Genomic DNA, 21,724 nt, shown 5'->3' on the forward strand with positions numbered 1-21,724 from the left:
CATAGCCTGGGCACGTTTTTGAGAATATAAAGCGCCACAAGTAGGACAGAACCTTGAATGACAACGGAAGGGAATGAACTTGAGAGTACCACATTCAGCACAACCATACATGGCACCGCCATAAGACGGATCGCCACAATTGATCATTTTATCAATGTTTTCCATCTCAGTCTTTCTAGGATGGAGCGTATATTGAATTTCTTCATAGTGATCTCGGAACAATTCCTGTAGTGTATTACGTTTCATAGATATCATTATGAAGAATTTAAGGCAAAAAACAACCCCAACCCCTCATGAGTGAGGGGCAGGGGAGTTGAGGTGCCGAAGGCACTTTTTTTATTCATTCTTGCTTATTCGTTCGAGTTCAATTATGTCGGCGATTTGTTCGGGGGTGAGGAAGCCGTCATCGCGTGGCTGTGAGAAAAGTCCCTCATCTACGGAGTTGCCGTTCTGGTTAAAGTAGCCATCGTAATCGTCAGGGAAGTATCCGCCGGATGAGTTATTTCTTCTGGAACGCGCTGAAGTTTCTTTGGCGTTCTTGGATGAAGCTTTGGCGGTATTTCTTCTTGATGGTCTGTCGACATTTATATCTGCATTCAGATCATCCAGGGCATCAGAGTATAAATCAGATGATCTTCGTCCGGAAGCCTTAGCTGGATTTGCAGCAGCTTTTGCGGGCTTAGGGCTGCTGCTCATGGAACTCTGATATGCATCGACAAATTTAGCCTGATGCTCTGACGGTGCAACTGGAGCATTTGTACGCTTTACCTGAGCCGGTGTAGCGTGGGCAGTGGACTTTTTGGGCTGCTTTGTCTTTGCTGCTCCGGATTTTTTCTTGACGGAAGCTACCAGTGCATCCTCGCTTACAACAGAGGAGATAAAATCAAGCTTCTCCTTGGTGCGGGGTGAGGGATTGAAATGCGCATTCTCAAGAGCTGTGAGGGCTTCAAGATCCTCGCGTGTAGCTTTCTTGTTTCTGTTATTTATATAATTGGGGCTTGATGGATCAGCATATGTGTTTCGTGCTGATTTTTTCGAAGCCTGTGAATTCACCTGTTTTCTTGGCGCTACGGGTTCCCAGTCAGCTTCAGGTATTTTTCCGTTTCCCTTTGTTCTTGGGGTTCTGTCCTCGATAGCATCCAGCTCGTCCAAATATGCATCCTTCTTTTTGGCGGCTGCTTTCTGCGGGGATACAATATCACTCTTTACTCCCGAGGCATTATGGGGAGTTCTGTCCTCTATGGAGGCGAGCTCAGCCAGATCTTCTGCGGACACGATTGAAGAGATGTCCTGAAGGTCAGTCAGTTCATCTATTGGATCTACGTCTGCCACACGCTCAGCTCTAGCCTGTATGATATCCTCTGCGCTTCTCTCTGGTATGAGGTCGGCAGCTTCTTCCGGAGAGAGATACTGAGTATCATCATCCGGTGAAAGGTATTCCTTCTCATCGTAAGGTCCGGGATATTCCTCAATAATATCTGTAGAAAGGTATGAAGTGTTTTCCTTAGAAGAGTTACGCCCGGTATCAGCCTGCTTAGACCTGGTATTAGAAGGCTTTACAGGCTTCTTTTCTTCAAGCTCCCATCTGTGAGCAGGTTTCTCGCGCTCAATTTTTTCTGTGGGTGTGAGTTGTGGTGAATAATTAACCGGTATCTTATCTCCGGATGCGATTTTTTCATCGGGAGAATCGGAAATACCGAGAATATCATCGACGTTAAGTCCAAGCTTTTCCTTTTTCTTGCTGCTTATGAGCGTGACAAGATCAGCACCCATAGCGTCAAGGGTACATCCGATAGCAGGCTGTCCGTTCAATGTGAACATGCGGACAACTGTTGCTTCACATGCATAAAAATGGAAGTAGTTGGGATCATATCTAAAGGAAGCGATGATGTGATCACCCTTTTTTACAGGGGTATCGGAATCAAGGATAAAGGCGATGCCCTTCATGGAGATATCATAGACAAGAGCATTGCGGATATCCTTGTTGTCACCTATCCTGATGACACCAAGTTTGTCGATGTCGTAGCGCTCAGCCTGCCTGCGATTGACGATACGTCCGTCATCGGTACATCTGATGAGGTGGAACTTACCATAGCGGGTATCGACAGGACCGATTCTCGTAGCCATAAACTCATAGGATCTGCCGTCTCTCTTGTTGACAGCTACGACCTTAGAGGGCTCAGAGAATGTAAGATCTTCATCAAAGTAGGTGAGAGAGTCCACAAGAAGACCATCACGAACACCCACTTCCGCCTTGGTAATAAGAAGGATTCCGTGTCCATTGATGGTTGCATGAATTTTTATTTTTGAATCTTTCATCACTTCGCTTATTTTCATATAAATATTTTATAACAGTGCTAAAAACTTCGCAATTGCGACTTTTAGTTATCATCACGCTGTTTTCTTTGCTTTAGCGGGGATGTGAAAATCGTAGAGAGCTAAGGTTTGTAATCTAAAGAAAAGATGAATTGATCCGATATATAATTTGAGTCAAAAGTGGCGGAGCCATTTTGATGAGTTAACCGGGCAGGCCGATAGGTATGCCCGGTTTTTCATTTTGAAGAAAATGTCCGGGATTTTCTTATAAGATGAATTTTATGCGCATGATTTGGTTAACGGCACGGATGCCAGGCATGGAGGGATTGCTTATGAGAATTACAGGCAGCACAGTTAACCTTGTTTCTGAAAGGAGGTATTCTGAAAGTTACGCGATTGCAAGACAGAATGAAACGACATCGGGACAGGCCATGGTAAGCTCAGCATCGGAGTTCAGGAAGATGCTAATGACGTCGCAGATGAGCGGTTTGTCCGGCGAGGATTCGGGAAGAGAAATTGATAAGAAAATCGCTGAAGATGAAAACAGAAAAGTCACGGAAAAGAAGAAGGGAGAAGAGACACTTTTTACTAATTATAATGCGGACGGAGGTTTTGCAATATCTGGTGAGAGCCCTGTTTATTCCAAAATTTCCGAGATTGAAAATATCAGGATGCAGCTGATGGAGAGGATCCTTAACCTTATGCAGATCCTGTATGGAGGAGCAGGAAACGACAGCAGAGGCTCAAGACTTCAGAGTTATATGAAGGGGCTCAGTAATAAGTTGACTGCAGGATCTTATGAGTGGCTCTCGGTTTCGACGACGACCTATGTTCATACTCAGGAAGAATATACAGCATTTTCTGCGCAGGGAGTAGCCAAAACAGAGGACGGAAGGGAGCTGAGTTTTGGTATGAATATTTCAATGACCAGACAGTTTTCTGAGGCCATAGGTATCACTCAGATAAGACCTGCGACGCTGATCGATCCGCTTGTCATCAACGTGGGAAAAGGAGTTACTGAGATTTCGGATCAAACCTTTACGTTTGATCTTGACTGCGACGGAACCGAGGATGAAATCAAAAGTATTGCGCCCGGGAGTGGTTTCCTTGCCTACGACAGAAACGGTGATGGAATAATAAATGACGGCAGAGAACTATTTGGAGCAAGGTCAGGCAACGGATTCAAGGAACTTTCGGAGTTTGACGGCGACGGTAACAGTTGGATAGATGAGAGCGATTCCATTTATGAAAAGCTTCGAGTATGGTGCAGAGGCGAGGATGGGAAGGACACTCTCATGACCTTAAAGGAGGCTGATGTAGGAGCAATTTATCTTGGGAATTCCGAGACCAGATTCACATCTCAGGGAAGTGATTTTGCTGTTAATGCACAGTTTAGGTCCAGCGGAATATTCCTCCGGGAATCCACAGGGGAAGCGGGAGCAGTACATCAGATAGACCTTGCTAAGCTTGCGTGATGCGTAAAAGAGACTGCGGAGAATAACTTGAATATACTAAATCTAATACATAGCCAACTATAAAATAAAACAGGACACCCCCTTCCTCTGGGTGTCCTGTTTGTTACTACTCACGCTGTTTTTGAACTCTGGAATTCAGATTCAGGTAAAGGGAAAATGTACTTTCTTACAGGGATAAGTGCTGTAATAAGGATTGATCCCAAAACAACACAGGCAAGAACTTCACCTGCACCAACGGTAAACATAAAGAATGGAATTGAACCGGGAATACCGTAAGCAAATTTAAGCACAAAGGGAATTATAAGTGCGTTTGAAATTACAGGAGGAATGGTCACAAGGAATCGGTGATTCTTAAGTTTATAGGAAAATACTGCGCCGATAGCCGTGGCAAGAGTTCCGAAGACAATATCCGGAACGGCACTTCCTGTGATAAAATTACTTATAAGACAACCAATAACAACTCCGGGTATTGCGGCCGGTGTGAAAAACGGTAATACGCAAAGTGCTTCGGAAACGCGGAATTGAATTGCTCCGCTTGCAAGATTTACTGCAGCAACCATAACGGTAAGTACAGTATAGAGCGCAGCAATAATGCCGGCCTGGGTAATGAATAGAATTTCTTTGGAAACTTTATTGAACATTTTTTTCTCCTTTAGGGTTTATTAGGTCTACTACTGACCATTTCCGAGTGGGAAGGATTTAACACTCGTAATTATTGTAGCGTGTAATAGAATATATTTAATATATGATCGTGTCAAGGGGGAACGCAATATGAGACTTGCGGATTACGTTATTAAAACACTTGAAAACGAAGGCGTAAAACATGCTTTCATGCTAAGCGGCGGAGGTATCATGTATCTGGTGGATGCCCTTGGCAGAAGCAATATCAAATACGTATGCTGTCATCATGAGCAGGCTGCGGGAATAGCAGCACAGGCTTATGGAATGAAAAATGGAAAGTTGGGAGTCTGCTTTATCACAACAGGGCCCGGCGGAACCAACGCTCTTACACCTCTGGGGGCAGCATTCACGGATTCCACACCAATGATCTTCATATCAGGGCAGGTAAAAAGAGCTGATTTTGCATCTCTTAGAGGTGTCAGACAGTTCGGCGCTCAGGAAAATGATATCGTAGCCATGGCAAAGCCGGTGTCTAAGTATGCAGTTACTGTCATGGAACCTGAGAAAATAAGATACCACATGGAGAAGGCAATCTATGTTGCAACCCATGGCAGAAAGGGACCCGTGTGGATAGACATTCCGCTTGATGTTCAGAACGCAGAAATAGATCCTGAAAAGCTTGATGGATTTAAACCTGAAGAAATGGAAGAAGTTTCTCACGATGATAATATCCTGCCTAAAGAAGTGATAATGATCACAGGGAAGAATGTAGATGAGTCATCTGTTAAAAAGGCTGCCTGCGAGCTTGTTTCAGATCTTAAGAACTATAAGCGTCCACTTTTTATAATTGGACATGGCCTTGTTGCTGATGGAGCAGAGGAGCTCTTTCTTAAAGTGAATGAGAAGATAAAGGCTCCTGTCATTGCAACCTGGCGCGCCCTTGATGTAATGGATTATGATGATCCCTATTTCTTTGGAAGTCCGGGGCTTCAGGCACCAAGATATTCCAATATCATTAACCAGAGTGCTGATCTTTTGATAGTGCTGGGTTCAAGACTTGATAACATGATCACGGCCTTTAGTGAAAATCACTTTGCTTTCAGGGCAAAGAAGTACCTTGTTGATATCGATGAAAATGAAATGGATAAGCTTGATATGCCCGATAAGGTCAAGGTTGTTGCAAGGGTGGAGGATTTTCTGAAGGCCCTTGATAAGGAACTTGATACTGTCTCTGACTACACAAAATGGCTCGCTTTTTGTAATGATATGAAGAATAGATTTCCTATTCTTGAAGAAAAACAGATAAAAGAGCTTCCGGGCGTTGATTTGTATGAATTTTCTATAAAGTTGTCGGAAAAATGTACAAAAAGTGATACAATAGTAATATCATCCACCAGCAGATGCAATACTGCAGGGCATATGGCCTTTAAGCATAAAAAGGGTCAGAAGGCTATTTCTTCAATGGCCTATGGCTCAATGGGATTTGCGCTTCCTTCAGTTGTGGGCGCTTATTTTGCATCTGGTGAAAAAAGGGTGATATGCATAGAGGGGGATGGCAGTCTGCAGCTCAATATCCAGGAGTTTCAGACCATAGTTCATCATAAGATGAATGCCAAGATTTTCATTTTTCATAATGTGGGATACGCTGCTATATCAACCATGCAGGACCGCAATTTTGACGGTTTTCATGTGGGGTGCGACGAGGACAGCGGGGTCTCAATGCCGAATCTTAAGAAGCTGTCGGAGGCCTATGGCATAGACTACTTCAGAGTATCGGAGAATAGTGAAATCGATGAGGTGCTGGATAAAGTCATGGAGACTGACGGGCCCGTTGTCTGCGAGTTTTTCGGTTCCATCCTTTACGATGAAATTCCCAAATGTATATCAAGCCTTGATGAAAACGGAAAAAGAGTGTCTGCTGTTTTAGAGAATCCGTTCCCCTTCCTTTCAGAGGATGAAATGAAGGAGATTGAAAGCCTATTATAATCTCTTCTCAAGAACAGACAGAAACATGCCGATATATATAAGAAGTAAAAGAATTTATACTCGTTAGTTTTGCTAACCTGTATAACCAATAGATCAGTTTGCTGGCAGTATTTATGAGGGGCAGTGCCATGAAAAACAGACCACTTTTTGTATTTGAGATGGCTAACAATCATCAGGGAAGCGTTGATCACGGAAAACGTATCATACGCGAAATAGCGGCAGTTACAAAGGACTTTCCTGAGTTTGATTTCGGGTTCAAATTCCAGTACAGGGATTTGGATACCTTTATTCATCCTGCGTATAAGGACAGGGATGATATCAAGAATATCAAGAGATTTAAAGGAACAAGACTTTCGCAGGAGCAGTTCGCGGAGCTTTATCAGGAGGTTCGTGACAATGGCTTTAAGGCTATATGTACGCCCTTCGATGAAATATCTGTGGATAGAATAGCCGAGCAGGGCTTTGACTATATCAAGATAGCCAGCTGCTCTTTTACTGATTGGCCTCTTCTTGAAAAAATTGCAGAAAAGAAAATGCCCGTAATAGCGTCAGGAGCCGGCAGCGACTTAGAAGACGTTCGTATGGTTGTGAGCTTTTTCATCAACAGAAACATAAACTTTTCGCTCATGCATTGTGTCGCAGAATATCCGACACCCAATGAGCATCTTGAACTTAATCAGATCGATTTTTATAAGAAATTATTCCCTGAAATCAGAGTGGGATTTTCGACACATGAAGCGCCTGATAACACACTGCCGATAAAGCTGGCAGTTTCCAAGGGTGCGGAGATTTTTGAAAAACACGTCGGAGTTCCTACAGATACAATTGAATTAAACGGTTATTCTGCTAATCCTTCACAGGTGAGGGATTGGCTTGAAGCTGCAAGGCTTGCCTATGAGACATGCGGAGCTGAGGATGAGAGATATCATTCAACCAAGAAGGAACAGGATGATCTGGCTGCGCTTCGCCGAGGTGTTTTTGCAAAAGAAGGTCTTCCAAAGGGCAAGGTAATAGGACCAAATGACTATTACTTAGCTTTTCCTTGTGTGCCCGGGCAGCTTGTAGCCAAGGATCTGTCCAAGTATAACATTATCAGAACGCTTGGAGAGATTGAAGAGGCGGATGCGCCGATCATGAAAACCGATGTGGAGATAAAGGATGTAAAGCAGGAGATTCCTGAAATTCTTCGCGATGTTATTGGTCTCCTCACTGAGAGCAACGTTGTAGTGCCAATCGGCTCAACCTGCGAGATATCGCACCACTACGGAATTGATAAGTTTAAAGAAATTGGAGTTACCATCATTGATTGTATAAACAGAGAATACTGCAAGAAGATTCTTGTGGTTCTCCCGGGACAGGATCATCCGGTGCATTATCATGTGAAAAAAGAGGAAACCTTCGTTATTCTTCACGGAACACTGGAAATCACCCTTGATGGTGAGACCAGAACCCTTAACAAGGGCGATCTGATGACAGTTGAGAGAAACGTTAGGCATAGCTTTACATCAAAGGATGGCTGTGTGTTTGAAGAGATTTCTTCAACACATTACCTAAACGACTCCTTCTATGATGATACGAAGAACTTCATAAGACCTAGGAAAACCAAGGTGCATCTGACCGAAGAAATTTTGAGGACTATCAACGGAAAATGATGGAGGTATCAGATTTCTTAAGATAGATGGCATCGTGACATGTTTTTTGACAGAGTAATCGTAAGAGGTTGGGGGCATGGCTGAAAAATTATCTGCTAATGAGCAGGCAGGAAGAAATTATCTTAAAGAGACAAAACCAAGGGTTTTTGAAAAGGTCTCCAAATTCACGGAAAAATATAACAGGGGAGAGAGCATAGCCATTATCCAGCTTCAGTACAGATACATGTGTAATATGCTCTGTGAACATTGCTCGATAGAGGCATATCAGAAAAATGCCGCAGGAAAAAGAAATATTACTCCTGCTGATGTTAAGAAGCTTGCAGACCAGGCTGATGAGATGGGACTTGCAAGGTTTGTAATCAGCGGCGGAGAACCTACAACTTTTCCGGATTTAGACGAGGTGGTTGAAGCCATAGGTCCGGAAAGGTTTTTCATTAATAGCGATTCTAATGGTTATCTCCTTGCCGAAAAGGCAGAGCATATGAAGAAAATCGGCATTGATCGCATACAGCTGTCAATTGACAGCCTTAATCCCGAGGAACACGATGCGTTCAGAAGAAAGCCCGGAGCGTGGCAAAGAGCAATGGATGGAATCAAGGAGTGCAAAAGGATTGGACTCCCCTTGTACATCCAGACCGTTGTCACTAAGGAGAGACTTCATTCTCAGGAATTTCTTGATTTTGTAAAGTTCTATAACGACATGGATCTTATGGTTTTCATAACCTTTGCAAAGCCGATCGGGGCTTATGAAGGACACTTTGAGAGCATGATAGATCAAAAGGACCTTGAGTTTGAGCGCGAGCTTGAAAAGAAATACAGATTGTGCACACACCTTACTCCAGGGTATGGACTTCATATGGGATGTATCGGAGTAAAAGGGTTCGTTTCCGTTACGCAGTACGGAGATGTGCAGCCCTGCCCGTATTTCCATTGTTCAATAGGCAACATTCTTGATACGCCGTTCAAGGACATAATTGAGAACGGAATGAGAATTAAATATTTCGGAGAGCATTATGACGAGTGCTTCCTGGCTCAGGATGTACCATGGGTCAAGAAATATGTGGCTGACAAAATCTATGGTCAGCCTGTCCCTGTTCCCTATGAGAAAGTATTCGGAGAAGAGGACTGGACACAGCACCCGTATTGGAAATTGTAATGGAATTATAAGCCTTCCCATGGAGTAAATTAATTAAAGCCTTCCCCTAGGGGGCGCACGACGTCCGGGGAACGTCGGTTCTGCGCGGACCGAAGCGGAGCGAAGACGGTGTCAGCGAAGCTGACGGATGAGGGGTTATGACAAAAGCTCTGGTTACAGGCGCAACCGGTGTCACAGGAGTTGCGCTCGTAAGATACCTGCTAAAACAGAATATAGAAGTCATCGCGATTGTCCGACCGGGTTCTTTTCGTGAAAAGTATCTCCCGGATGACCTCCGGCTCCACAAGGTATATTGCAATCTTATGGACATAGGAAGCATTGGAGATGAACTGAAAGCTTATGGCCGCATAGATGTGTTCTTCCACCTTGCATGGGAGGGATCCACCATCTCCGATAAAAAGGGAAGTCGCGACAATATGGAGCTGCAGTCCAGAAACATTGTATACACAGTGGATGCCGCAAGACTATGCGCTGAGATTGGGTGTCCTGTTTTCATGATGACAGGGTCACAGGCGGAGTATGGAATATCCGATGAGCCTATAAAGGAGACCATGTCACCAAGACCTGTAAATGGCTATGGAAATGCCAAGCTGTGCGCTGAAAACATGACCAGGATCATGTGCAGGGAAAATGGAGTAAAGCACATCTGCGCCAGACTATTTAGCATATATGGTCCCTATGATGGGACAAACAGCATGATAAATACCGCTATTTTAAAGCTCCTAAAAGGAGAACGGCCAGAGTATTCAAAGGGGGAGCAGAGATGGAATTACCTGTATTCCTTTGATGCGGCGAAGGCTCTTTACTTACTTTCCGAGAGTGGAAAAAACGGTGAAATATATAACGTTGCAGGAGAAAAAGAAGCACCGCTTAAAGAATATATAAAGATAATTCATGAGGTTGTCAATCCTGATGTGGAAGTGGTTTTAGGTGAGATCCCTACAGCCGCAAAGCCTGCAGAGATGCGAGCTGATATATCAAAGCTTGTGCTTACTTGCGGATTCAAAACGGATTATTCCTTCAGGGATGGGATAGAAGAGATTAAAAAGTGGTGCCTTGATACTAATGAAGACTATGTAGGTAACGTTGAGAACAGCGATTTTTACGGTGGGAAAGTGTAGGGCCAGACTTATTAGCACAACTAAAGTGTATTGAAGAACACCGGAGTTTGGGAAAGTACTGATATGAATGAGAATCCTGAAAACAGATGCCGCCTTTGCGGCAGCAGATTACCTTCAAAAGATTTTTTGACATACAGAAACATGCCTAAAAGTGCGCAGTTTTTCCCGGATAAAGATACTGTCAGTGAAGAAAAAGGTGTCGATATCATCTTAAAGCAATGTCCATGCTGCGGACTGGTACAGGCAGTGGGAGAACCTGTTTCCTATTATAGAGATGTAATAAGGGCGACCGGTGTTTCCAAAGAAATGACAGAGTTTCGAAGAAAACAGTATGCAGAGTGGGTTAGAGAGAACCGCCTTGAAGGGAAAAAGGTCATAGAAATCGGCTGTGGTAAAGGTGAGTACATGAACATGATGGAGACCACCGGAGCAGAGGTTTTTGGACTTGAACATCTAAATGAATCGGTGGTATATGCAAGGCAGCAGGGACACAGAGTTATTGAAGGCTTTATCGAGGATGAGGATTCAGTAATCGGAAGCTATGGCGAAGATGCGCAGGATTCAGATGGTGACTATGATGAGGCTGTAAGAAATAACAGATTGTATGATGGCTTCTATATTATGAACTTTCTTGAACATATTCCTGAGCCTTCTTCATTCCTTAAGGGGATAGCTAACAACCTCACGGATGACGGCGTGGGAATAGTTGAAGTTCCCAACTTCGATATGATGCTTCAAAAGTCGTTGTATTCAGAGTTCATCCAGGATCACCTTTCGTATTTTACGGAAGGAACATTGTGCAATCTCCTTAGTATCAGCGGCTTTGAGGTGATTAAGTGCGAGAGCATCTGGTACGACTACATCATCTCCGCTAAGGTTCGTAAAAGAAAAGGTTTTGATGTACAGCCATTCCTCGATATGCAGGAGAAGGTAAAGAGCGAAGTCCATTCCTACGTAGATGAACAGAAGGCTAAAGGCCACAAGCTGGCAGTCTGGGGAGCAGGCCATCAGGCTCTGGCCAACCTCTCACAACTTGAACTAGAAAAAGACATAGAATTTGTCGTTGATTCGGCAGATTTTAAGCAGAATAAATTTACACCCGCAACCCATATTCCAATCGTTGCACCTGACAGATTAAAGGACGGCGAAGTTCAGGCAGTGATAATTATGGGCGGGGGCTACTCCGTAGAGATTAAAGGAATTGTGGAGAGAGATTACCCGGGGATTGAGGCAGTGGTACTGTCGGAGGATGGTCTGGAGAAATGAAATGTAACAATATGCACCTTCTCAATTATTTTTGGAGGAATAATGCAGGAAGAAATAGATAGAGCATTAAAAAGTAAACTAATAGAGAATACCTGGATTGTTAAAAAAAACATGGGCTGGAGCATAAGAAGCTTCTTTACGGATAACAAGATTTCTCATGTCGCAATTTATGGATTAGGTGCTTTAGGGTTAAGACTTTATGACGATCTCGAAGATTCGGGATTAAAGATAGATTATGCTATTGACCAGACGGTAACAGAAGAGAAGCAGTCAATGGTTGAATTTCCATTACTATCTAGTTCCAGTGACAGCTTCCCCCAGACAGAATTGATAATTGTTACACCGGTTCAATACTATTGGGATATTGTTAAGCTGCTTGAACAAAAGACAGATATACCAATAGTTTCGTTGGAGGATGTAGTTGCGTATGGATAAGAAAGAAGCACATACCGGAAATGCAGCCATAGTAACTTTTTGTAATAATAATGGACCGGTAAACTATGGACAGATCCTCCAGTGTTATGCAGTACAAAACATATTTGAGAAGGAAGGCTACAACACTCGTGTAGTGCTTTACCAGAAAATGGCTGTTGATGAACCTGAGACAGAGAGGGTGAAGCGCTTCAGAGATTTTGTCAGGGATAATATTAATACAACTGAGTTGTGCTATACAAAAGAAGAAATTGAAAAGGTTACTTCTGATTGTGAGCTTCTTATATGCGGAAGTGATCAGATATGGTATCCGGGAACAATTGATGATATCTGGATGCTTAAGTTTGGGCGTGATGATCAGAGACGAATGTCTTATGCGGCAAGCGGGCTCTTTTTTGATACAGCAAGAAACCGTCATATATGCAGAAAACTTGGAAAACAGCTTGATACTTTTGAAAGGGTAACTGTTCGGGAACGTATCTCGAAAGATTTACTAAGTCGATATACAGACAAAGATGTTGAGATCGTGAAAGATCCGACACTCTGTCTTACTAAAGAAGAATGGGATAAGGCATCGTCAGAGAGAATCAAAATTTCAGAGCCGTATGTGCTTTGCTATTGCCTTGGTAGTATCAGACCATACTCGTTGGTATTTAGAAAAGTTGCGGAGAAATACAAAGCAAAAATTTACTATATCCCTTCTTTGCTATTTTTTGAAGGGAAATATGGATTTATGACCGCGATTGACGACGCAGGTCCTGCTGAATTTATTTCTCTTATTAAAAATGCAAAGGCAGTTTGTACGGATTCCTACCATGGAGTTATACTAGCGCACATTTACGGAATAGATTGTTTTTCATTGAAACGTATGAAAGATGGTGCAGAGAGTCTTGGCGGAGAGGAAAGAATAAATACGTTAAAAAATGAATGGGGAATTAAAGTTAATTGGGTCAAAAATGTGAGTGGAATATAATAGATTGAATTTTTGCGTGAGGAATAATAATTGGGAGAGCCAGTAACTATTATCAATGATTATTTCATTTATGTAGGATCATATAATGATTCAGATTCGCCTGGAATTTATCTTTTCTCATTTGATGGAGAACAAAGAAAACTCCAGTTTGTTGAATCATACAACATAGTTAAAAATCCTTCGTACTTGGCCTTAGGGGAAAAGCATTTATACGCAGTTAGTGAATTGCCAGATAAAAGCACCATTTATTCTTTTAAAAGAGATTTATCAAATGGTAGGTTGGAATTAAATGATCTTATGCACACAGGAGGCACATATATGTGTCACTTGTCGCTTGATTCAAATGAAAGGCATATTGTAGCTGCGTGCTATGGTAATAGCCCAAAATACAAGGGTAATTTAGTTATATGCCCAATAGATGAAGGAAAAGTAATGAATCAAGGTTATGAGATACAAAGGGATGGAATTGGTTATTATTCTGATACCAGGCAGGAGTGTTCACATATTCATTCGAGTGGATTTCTGCTAAATGATAGATATATGTATGTAGCTGATCTTGGTTTAGATAAGGTGTATTTATATGAAATGAATAGAGATGGAACGGTTAAATTAGCGCCAGATACTATGCAGATAGCGCTTCCAGATGGAGAGGGACCAAGACATTTGGCGATAAGGGGAAATGGAAAATATCTGTATATAGTTACAGAGCTTGGCGGACATGTTTTTGTCTATGAGTTTGATTCGTATGCTAGAAGCTGGAAGCTAAAACAAAGAATATGTCTTATTGATGGACATACAATTGATGAGAATTATCCATCAGAGATTCGAATATGCAATGATGACAGATTTTTATATGTCGCAAATCGTGGAGAGAATACAATAGCAATATTTGGAATTAACGCTTTAACGGGAGAATTGGAGTTTATTGACAGATGTGATTCAGGCGGAAAATGGCCACGACATTTTTGTATCTCTGACGATGATAGATATCTATTGGTGGCAAATCAACTAGATGGAAACATTTCGATTTTTTCAAGGGATAGGCAGACTGGATGTCTTATCACTATGGGAGGTTCGTTTAGTGTTCCGAATGCATCGTTCGTAACAATGGTTTTGCGATAAGCTTAGGTAATGTGATTATGTATTATAGGAGGATAAATGCAGTTCATTCATGCTGGAAGAAAAGAATTTGTAAAAGAGTTAGAGCAAAATCGCCTTGTATTGTTTGGTGCATCTTTTCAGCCACAGGAAGTTTGGAAAGATTTGCTTCTTGATTTTGAGATAGACATTTCGGAGTTCGTGGATTTGATGGTGGATAATTCAGAAAAGAAGCATGGTGAAAATTATGCGATTTGTAATAAAACTTTTGTTATACAGAATCCAAGTGAGCTGAAGAAAATTGATTGGGGTACCAACGTGCTGCTGATTACGTCAAGGTATTATCTTGATATTATGAGGCAGCTTGAAGAAATGCCTGAACTCAACGAAGCTCACGTATATGCTTGGCCATGTGTAACTCTTGATAAAGAAAGAACCATTGAAGATAAATATGAGATTAGAATAAGACAGGAAGCATTATTACAATATGATTTTTGGCTTGGAACAACGGGATTTGCGGAGATAACCAAGAAGGCTCTTAGGATTAAGATGCGGAAGAAAATATATGCAGACGGTTACAGAGTGATTCCAAGAGTTACAGTAATGCACTCCAATATATGCTCGCTTCATTGTAGTCAATGTTGCGATATGATACCACAAGTTAAGAAACCATATTATATTCCGGCAAAAGATATTATAGGAGATTTAGAACTATTGCTATCTGGTGTGGATTTATGTATGAGTTTGGACTTAACAGATGGAGAGGGACTTTTATACAAAGAATTGGATGCACTTCTAGAGTATAGTTTGAAGAATCCAAAGATTGCCACTGTGTTATTGATAAGTAATGGTACTATTATGCCGAAACACTCATTACTTAAATTGATGCAACATCCTAAGTTCTGGATAGCGATAAGTGATTACGGGATAGAGGAAAAAAGTAATAATGTACTTAATGCACTAAGGAGTTATGGGATTAATCATGTGGTTATAAGGGATTTTGTATGGAAGGATCTGAAAGTAAATAATATAAAAAAAAGAAGTGACAGTAGAGATATGATTCGCTATGAGTTTCTTAGATGTAGAAACAAATTATGCAGTAAAGCATACATTGGGAAAAGACTTTATGCGTGCATGCCATCCTTTAGAATGGCAAATCTTGATATTTTTGAGTCGGATAAAGATTACGTACTACTTGATGAAAAGGATACGCCTGAACAAATATGGAATAAACTTTATCATATTTGTATGTTGGATTACATAGATGCATGTGACTATTGTAATTTTGAAAACACTGGAGTTGATATAATTCCGGTCGGAAGTTGATTGGGAGATAATGTATGAGTTATCCAGAAGAGAAACTAACAAGATTTTGCATTTTACCCTGGGGATTTATGCAGGTCCATGCAGGAGGCATGATGCAATGCTGTGCAGTTTCACCAGACATAGAGCAAGGTGACTTCCTGATAGATTACTGCCAGAAGGAAGATAAAAATGAAGAACCATTTGATAGCATAGGTCTGCAAATGATGCGGAAAGGACTGATGACGGGAAATTTGCGCCCTATGTGTAGGAATTGTTTTTTTGTGGCAGATGAGAGAATTACTACAACTGAGTTTGAAAAGCGATTAAAAGCGTATCTATGCTCCAGAAACAGAGGAATCGATGTGGATAACGAAGACTTATCAAAGGTTCATGCATATTATTGGATGGCAATCAGCTTCACTAATAGATGCAATTTGAGCTGTATTTACTGTGTTCAGTCAACTCAAAAAAATACTAATCCCTATTATAAGATGGAATTCCCCTATGAATATGCAAGAATGACATTAGAATTATTTGCCAAACAAGGAATAGATAAACTGTCTACATGTGTAGAGGGGGAGGCAACGCTTTATCCATATTGGTATGAATTAATTTCTGAATTCCGTAGAAATTATCCTGATTTATATCTGGCAATGACGACAAACTTAAACAGAAAATTTAGTGATGATGAGATTACACTATTGGCGAAGTATAACGAGCTTGATGTTAGTATTGATTCAATGAATCAGGGAATCTATGCAGAGCTAAGAAGAAATGGAAAATTGGAGCTGCTTCTTGAGAATGTTGAAAAAATACAAGCAAAAGTGAAAGAATTAGGAATAAAAGGGCCATCGATATCATTTCATACAGTACTGTCCGACAGGACATGGCAAAGCTTAGAGGACATATGTGAATATGCATTTAGCAGAGGAATTGGTGTTTTTGTTGGAAACTATGAGAAACGGTCAAATACGTTAGCGGAAAAAGAAGGATTAGTAAGGCCTATTTCAGAGCTATCTTATGATGTCCAAACTCAGGTATTTGACATTATGCAGAAAGTAAAAAGGAAAGCTGAAGAATCAAATACGTTTATAACTTTTCAAGGGGATATTTTATCGAAAGTAAAGAAAAATGTTGAAGTTAATTATAATGAATTTGAACCATACGACGATAGAGAGATAATCAATAGATTTATTGAACAATACCATGGAGGGAAGGTGGGGCTTCATCTTGCATATGCTTATGATGATGATAATATCTCACATGAAGGCATTCTGATTGCTAAGGGAGAGAAACTACTGCTAAAGAATCTGGATTTGGAAAATGCAGTAGTCAGAGAAATTGAAATATATAAAGACGGGAAAGTATCTAATAGGTACGGACAGAAAGTCAAAGTAGGATACAGAAAGAGTATTTCAATTAAGGATGGAGTATTGGAATATACGCCAAGCTATGGGAATGAGAGTATTCAAAGCATTGTACTCGAGATTTTTTGATAATTTGTTTATTGCTATATTGAGGTTCCTCAAATGAAACGGCCTTTGTTTTCAATAGTTATTCCTGTTTATAATCGGGAGCAGTATATAGATAGAGCAGTAGAAAGTGTTATATGCCAGACATACGATGATTGGGAATTGATACTGGTAGATGATGGATCAACAGATTCATCGGCTGAATTATGTGATATTTATTCCAAGAGAGATAACCGAATTCGTGTATTACATGAGGATAATAGAGGCCCTGGTGCAGCTAGGAATTGTGGACTTAATGTTGCCAGTGGGGAGTATGTGCTGTTTTTAGACTCGGATGATTGGTATGAACTGAATTGTCTCAAAGAATGTGCTGATGTTATTAGAGATAGCAATCCGGATTTGATTACATTTTTTATGAGGGAACATACTGAGAGAGAAGTGAGGATTAATAAACGTGCTCTAATGCCTTGGAGCTTTTCGGATATTGATAGGCAAGCATATCTTATGTCGAGGGATATATCGGTAGGAACGAGAGCGTGTAAAAGAAGTATTATTGAAGAAAACAGGGTTAGATTTCCGGAATGGACTACAGCAGAAGATGTTTGCTTTATGCTTCTTTGCTATGCTGTTTGTTCTTCGGTAATTCAGATAAAGAAGGCTTTTTATAATTATGATAAGAAGACACCGTTAAGTGCTACTAAACAAGGATTGAACGGGATAGAAAACCTCTTTTCAATTCCAGTTACTATATATTCCAAGTTTGAGGAAATGAATTGCATAGGAAGATTTAGGAATGGTCTTGCTAAATATTTTATGACAGAAGTGAAGCATGGTCTTATGATGGCTCAAAATGATGAGATTATTACTGACAAATTAAATATGTTATTCAAGGGGGAAACCCAGAGGTTGTTCCCTGGAATATATGAAAAAGTAGTGAGAAGATATCTTGTGTTTGGAAGTTATACACTAAGAAGTGCAGTACAGTCAATTGTTATAGATAATCGGAGTGTAAGTCATTATCAATTTCAGAGTGTTATATCTGCTATGCAAGATGGAAAGAGAGAGATTCCTTTCTGGTCCGATAATAACTACAGAAATGAAATGATAAAAAGGGAACTATCGGGGTGCTTCAGGGAAGAATTAGCTAGATGTAATTATGATTATCTGGTGATTGATTTTTTAGAAGAACGGTATGGAATGATAAGGATCGGGAATTACTGGTTGACGAATAGTGATGCCTGGAATGAGGGGAATTCATCGTTGGATTCAGAAATAATAGAATTATCAACGTTTGATAAGAATGTTTTTGTTCAATTTCTGGATAGCTGTAATTTGTTGATCGATTTTATAAATAAGACACAGACGATTGACAGAGTAATTCTTGTCGAGAATTACCTCATGGAATATAAAGGCGAATGGGGACAGGAAGAATGCTTTGATAATCAGCGAGAGATAAGGCAAATTAATAAAAAATTAAAGAGATGTTATGAACATTTTGAGAATAAACTTCCTAATATCAAAGTAATCAGACCACATGAAATGGGGGATTGCTTTTCTGATATAGGGTATAAACATGGATGTGTTCCAGCTCATTCTTGTGAATCTTGGGAGTCGTATATGGGCTACTTGATTTTTGAAAATGTGTGATGAATACATGATGGTGGAGATATGCCGTTATTTTCAATTATTATTCCTGTTTACAATAGAGAAAATTATATAGATAGAAGTGTAAATAGCATACTTGGTCAGGATTTTGATGATTGGGAATTGATAATTGTCGATGATGGATCAACTGACTCATCCCTGAAAAAATGTAAGCAATATGAGCATGAGGATGAGAACCATAGAATACATGTAATAGCTAAAGAGAATGAAGGACCTGGAGCAGCAAGGAATGTTGGACTTGAAAATGTAACAGGTGAATATGTATTATTTCTGGATTCGGATGATTGGTATGAAAGTAATTGTCTTTCAAAATGTGCCTTTGTGATAAAAAAGTGTAAACCGGATATTGTGAATTTTTTTATGCGGGAATGGTACCATGGAACATCTAGGATTAATAAGCGATCATTACTTGTTAATAAGGATAGAAAAGACGATATTTATTATTTGATGCAGAGAGATATATCTATCGGAACCAGAGCATGTAAAATGGACATAATCAGAAATAATAATATTAAATATCCTGAATGGAGAACATCTGAGGATATTGGATTTATGCAACTCTGTTATGCGGCAGCAGAAAGTGTGTATCAGCTACCGGAGGTATTTTATAACTATGACAAAGGGGTATTAGTCAGTGCAGCTAAGACTCACGGAACTGGTGATAAACATCTTATTGATACACCATACAATATGAAGGGCGAGTTTGAAAAGATAAACAGATATAAGGAATTTAAGGACATATTGGCTAAATCATTTCTTACTCATATAAAATATACTTTTCCAAGAGAAAGAGATCGGATTCGAGAAGCTGAGTTGACAAAGATATACAAGTCAATTTGTGATGAATTGTATCCGGAGTTGTTTCCTGTGGTTACAGGAAAGTACTTGGTTTTTGGCAGCTATACTTTACGGAGTTCAGTTCAATCAATAATGCTAAATGCCATGCAAATAAGACACTTCCAGTTTGAAAGTATTATTTCAGCAATACAGAAAGAACAATTAAATATTAGTTTTGACACTAATAACTCTTATCGAAAAGAGATGGTATACAAAGAATTTGGTAGGGATTTTGTGAATCAAATTAAGGACGGTGAAAATGATTATCTGATAATAGATTTGTTAGAGGAGCGTAATGACCTGTTAACTAATGGAAAATGTTGGATTACTAGAAGTGAAGCAGTATGTGAAGGACAATTAGAAATAGATGAATCATGGAGATGTATGAGCAGGGGTGAACTTTCTGTAAAAAAAGCATTTGAAAAAACTTGTAAAGAATTGGTTAATTTGATTGATGATAATTTTGATGGGAGGAAAATTATTATTGTTGAAAATTATCTAATGGAAAACAAGGGAGAATTTGGACCGGAAACATTTTTTGAAGACAAGAATAGAATTAGAGAGATTAATACTATATTATCCGGATATTATTCTTTTTTGGAAAAGTCTTTAAAAAAGGCAAGAATAATAAAACCGCATGCAGAGGGCTTGTGTTTTTCGGATGTCGACTATAGACATGGATGCCAACCTTGGCATTCATCAGAAGCTTGGGAATCAAGGGAGGGTGAAATGATATTAGATGTGTTATTAAGAGAATGATTATTCATGTTTATATAATAAGGCATAATATGGCTGGAAAATAGAGCCAATAGCATAAGAAAGTTTGTATTATTGGTAAATCGGGGATTATTTTGATGATATATAAGGACTATGGAAAAACAGGTAAAAAGGTCTCTGTCATAGGCTTTGGCACTTCCAGATTCAGACCGGAGGATTATAACTCTGAAGAAGGAAGAGAAAAGCTTTGTAATCTCTTAGTGAAAGCAAATGATTTAGGAATAAATTATTTTGATACATGGGATGCATATGGTGACGGTAAATGTGAGGAGATAATTGGACAAGCCTTTAAGCGAATGAAAAATGAGCATTTTATAGCTACTAAAACTCATGATTCATTTTTCGATGCAGATGATGTAAGGCGAAGAATTGATAGTTCACTCCAAAAAATGGGAGTAGAAAAGATTAATTTCTATCACATGTGGAGAATTCTTGATATGGATCAGTTTTATGCATATACGAGGAAAGGTGGTCCGTATGAAGGAGCAATGAAAGCAAAGGAAGAAGGACTCATTGATCATATATGTTTTTCGGCTCATTGTAGCGGAGAGGATATTGAGAAGATTGTATCTACAGGATATTTTGAAGGCGTATTGATGGGATACAACGTGATAAATTTTAAATACCGCGAAAAAGGGTTGATTGCAGCAGAAGAAAAGGGACTGGGAGTAGGAATCATGAATCCGCTTGGTGGCGGAGTGGTGCCGCAGAATCAAGAGTACTTTTCTTTTTTGAAGGAAAACGAAGAAGATGAAGTTACGGATTCTGCACTTCGTTTTTGTACTTCTCAGGAAGGTATTAGTGTTGTTCTATCAGGAATGACAAATGAAGAGGAGCTTCTGAGAAATATTGCTGCGGTTGATAATAGAGAAGTCTTTTCAAAAGATAGAATAGAAAGGATAAAGCTAAAAATAGGAGAAAAGCTCAATACTATATGTAACGGATGTAAGTACTGTAGAGGATGCCCAAAGGGGATAGAGCCGCATCATCTCATGTTTGCATTTAACAGCTATCTTCTGCATGATAACAACCCTAGATACTTTTTTGAGGAAATAGCAAGCTGGGAAGATGTACCGCATAAGACATATGACTGTATTGGGTGTGGGGCGTGCGAAAAGAAATGCAGCCAACACATAGAGATTAGGAAAAATATCGGGCTAATAAACAAAATGATTGAAAGGCGTCAAAGCAATATTAAAGCTGGACTGGAGAGATGCTTTGGTAATCGTGATGGAGAGACCATTGGTATATATGCAGCAGGGCAGTATGCAAAGGAAATGTTGCGGAATTATGTTGAGATGAATGGAAGCATCGACTTTGATGTTTTCTTTTTTGACTCTAATCCCAAGGTAGTCGGAACAGATGCGGTATTACCGGGGAATATGGTTTATAGCGCAGATAAGATAGAAGAGAAAGGAATTACCAGATTAATTATTGCCAGTGAAAAATATTATGATGAGATTTCCGGCAGGCTTAAATATCTTGAAGGAAAGGGTGTGACTTTTGTTAAGTACACTATCGGAGAACAATACAAAAAACCGGATTTATTGTAAACAAGAATCAACTCAATTG

The 21,724-nt window shown here is 40.0% G+C and carries 17 protein-coding genes; 14 read left to right on the forward strand and 3 right to left on the reverse strand.

Features of this window, described 5'->3' with window-relative positions; genetic code table 11:
• Both G586_RS27455 and G586_RS21350 read right to left on the reverse strand, forming a co-directional pair.
• The coding region (locus tag G586_RS27455) for a transposase zinc-binding domain-containing protein (protein ID WP_196811527.1) at positions 1–246 on the reverse strand (246 nt) is incomplete at its 3' end.
• Between the two features lie 90 nt (positions 247–336).
• Positions 337–2,319: a PilZ domain-containing protein gene (locus tag G586_RS21350; RefSeq protein WP_035772165.1), complete on the reverse strand. Its 1,983-nt coding sequence runs from the start codon at positions 2,317–2,319 to the stop codon at positions 337–339.
• Between the two features lie 329 nt (positions 2,320–2,648).
• Between G586_RS21350 and G586_RS24470 the strand changes: the two genes are divergently transcribed.
• Positions 2,649–3,791 carry a hypothetical protein gene (locus G586_RS24470; protein ID WP_051204384.1) on the forward strand — a complete coding sequence of 381 codons (1,143 nt, stop codon included), beginning with the start codon at positions 2,649–2,651 and terminating at the stop codon, positions 3,789–3,791.
• A 110-nt stretch (positions 3,792–3,901) separates the two neighbouring features.
• Here the strand turns inward: G586_RS24470 and G586_RS0101620 are convergent, their stop codons facing one another.
• Entirely contained in the window at positions 3,902–4,432 is a 531-nt protein-coding gene (locus tag G586_RS0101620; protein ID WP_026526287.1) for a QueT transporter family protein, read from the reverse strand.
• A gap of 130 nt (positions 4,433–4,562) precedes the next feature.
• On the opposite strand from G586_RS0101620, the gene G586_RS0101625 reads away from it, so the two are divergent.
• From G586_RS0101625 to G586_RS21385, 13 genes are all read left to right on the forward strand, one after another.
• Positions 4,563–6,398: a thiamine pyrophosphate-binding protein gene (locus tag G586_RS0101625; protein WP_026526288.1), complete on the forward strand. Its 1,836-nt coding sequence runs from the start codon at positions 4,563–4,565 to the stop codon at positions 6,396–6,398.
• A 128-nt stretch (positions 6,399–6,526) separates the two neighbouring features.
• Positions 6,527–8,050, forward strand: a complete 1,524-nt coding sequence (locus tag G586_RS21360; RefSeq protein ID WP_035772167.1) for an N-acetylneuraminate synthase family protein — start codon at positions 6,527–6,529, stop codon at positions 8,048–8,050.
• Positions 8,051–8,126: 76 nt separating this feature from the next.
• A complete protein-coding gene (locus tag G586_RS0101635) occupies positions 8,127–9,206 on the forward strand; it encodes a radical SAM/SPASM domain-containing protein (protein WP_026526289.1) in 1,080 nt (359 codons plus the stop codon).
• Positions 9,207–9,343: 137 nt separating this feature from the next.
• Entirely contained in the window at positions 9,344–10,327 is a 984-nt protein-coding gene (locus G586_RS21365; RefSeq protein ID WP_051204385.1) for an NAD-dependent epimerase/dehydratase family protein, read from the forward strand.
• 63 nt (positions 10,328–10,390) lie between these two features.
• Positions 10,391–11,593 (forward strand): class I SAM-dependent methyltransferase, encoded by a 1,203-nt coding sequence (locus G586_RS21370; protein WP_035772168.1) that lies wholly within the window; start codon positions 10,391–10,393, stop codon positions 11,591–11,593.
• Positions 11,594–11,635: 42 nt separating this feature from the next.
• Positions 11,636–12,028, forward strand: a complete 393-nt coding sequence (locus tag G586_RS0101650) for a hypothetical protein (protein WP_026526290.1) — start codon at positions 11,636–11,638, stop codon at positions 12,026–12,028.
• Entirely contained in the window at positions 12,021–12,998 is a 978-nt protein-coding gene (locus tag G586_RS0101655) for a polysaccharide pyruvyl transferase family protein (protein ID WP_026526291.1), read from the forward strand. Before G586_RS0101650 ends, G586_RS0101655 begins: the two co-directional genes overlap by 8 nt.
• Positions 12,999–13,028: 30 nt before the next feature.
• Positions 13,029–14,120, forward strand: a complete 1,092-nt coding sequence (locus G586_RS0101660) for a lactonase family protein (protein ID WP_026526292.1) — start codon at positions 13,029–13,031, stop codon at positions 14,118–14,120.
• Between the two features lie 36 nt (positions 14,121–14,156).
• Entirely contained in the window at positions 14,157–15,422 is a 1,266-nt protein-coding gene (locus G586_RS0101665; protein WP_026526293.1) for a radical SAM protein, read from the forward strand.
• Positions 15,423–15,436: 14 nt separating this feature from the next.
• Positions 15,437–16,897 (forward strand): radical SAM protein, encoded by a 1,461-nt coding sequence (locus G586_RS0101670; protein WP_026526294.1) that lies wholly within the window; start codon positions 15,437–15,439, stop codon positions 16,895–16,897.
• A 33-nt stretch (positions 16,898–16,930) separates the two neighbouring features.
• Positions 16,931–18,520, forward strand: coding sequence for a glycosyltransferase (locus G586_RS24475; protein ID WP_051204387.1), 1,590 nt, complete (start codon positions 16,931–16,933; stop codon positions 18,518–18,520).
• A 21-nt stretch (positions 18,521–18,541) separates the two neighbouring features.
• The gene (locus G586_RS24480) at positions 18,542–20,134 is read left to right on the forward strand and encodes a glycosyltransferase (protein ID WP_051204389.1); all 1,593 of its coding nucleotides are present in this window, start codon (positions 18,542–18,544) and stop codon (positions 20,132–20,134) included.
• A 95-nt stretch (positions 20,135–20,229) separates the two neighbouring features.
• Complete coding sequence (locus G586_RS21385; RefSeq protein ID WP_051204392.1) at positions 20,230–21,705, forward strand: aldo/keto reductase; 1,476 nt, start codon at positions 20,230–20,232, stop codon at positions 21,703–21,705.
• Positions 21,706–21,724: the final 19 nt, after the last annotated feature.

Source organism: Butyrivibrio sp. VCD2006, assembly GCF_000423925.1.
GTDB lineage: Bacteria > Bacillota > Clostridia > Lachnospirales > Lachnospiraceae > Butyrivibrio.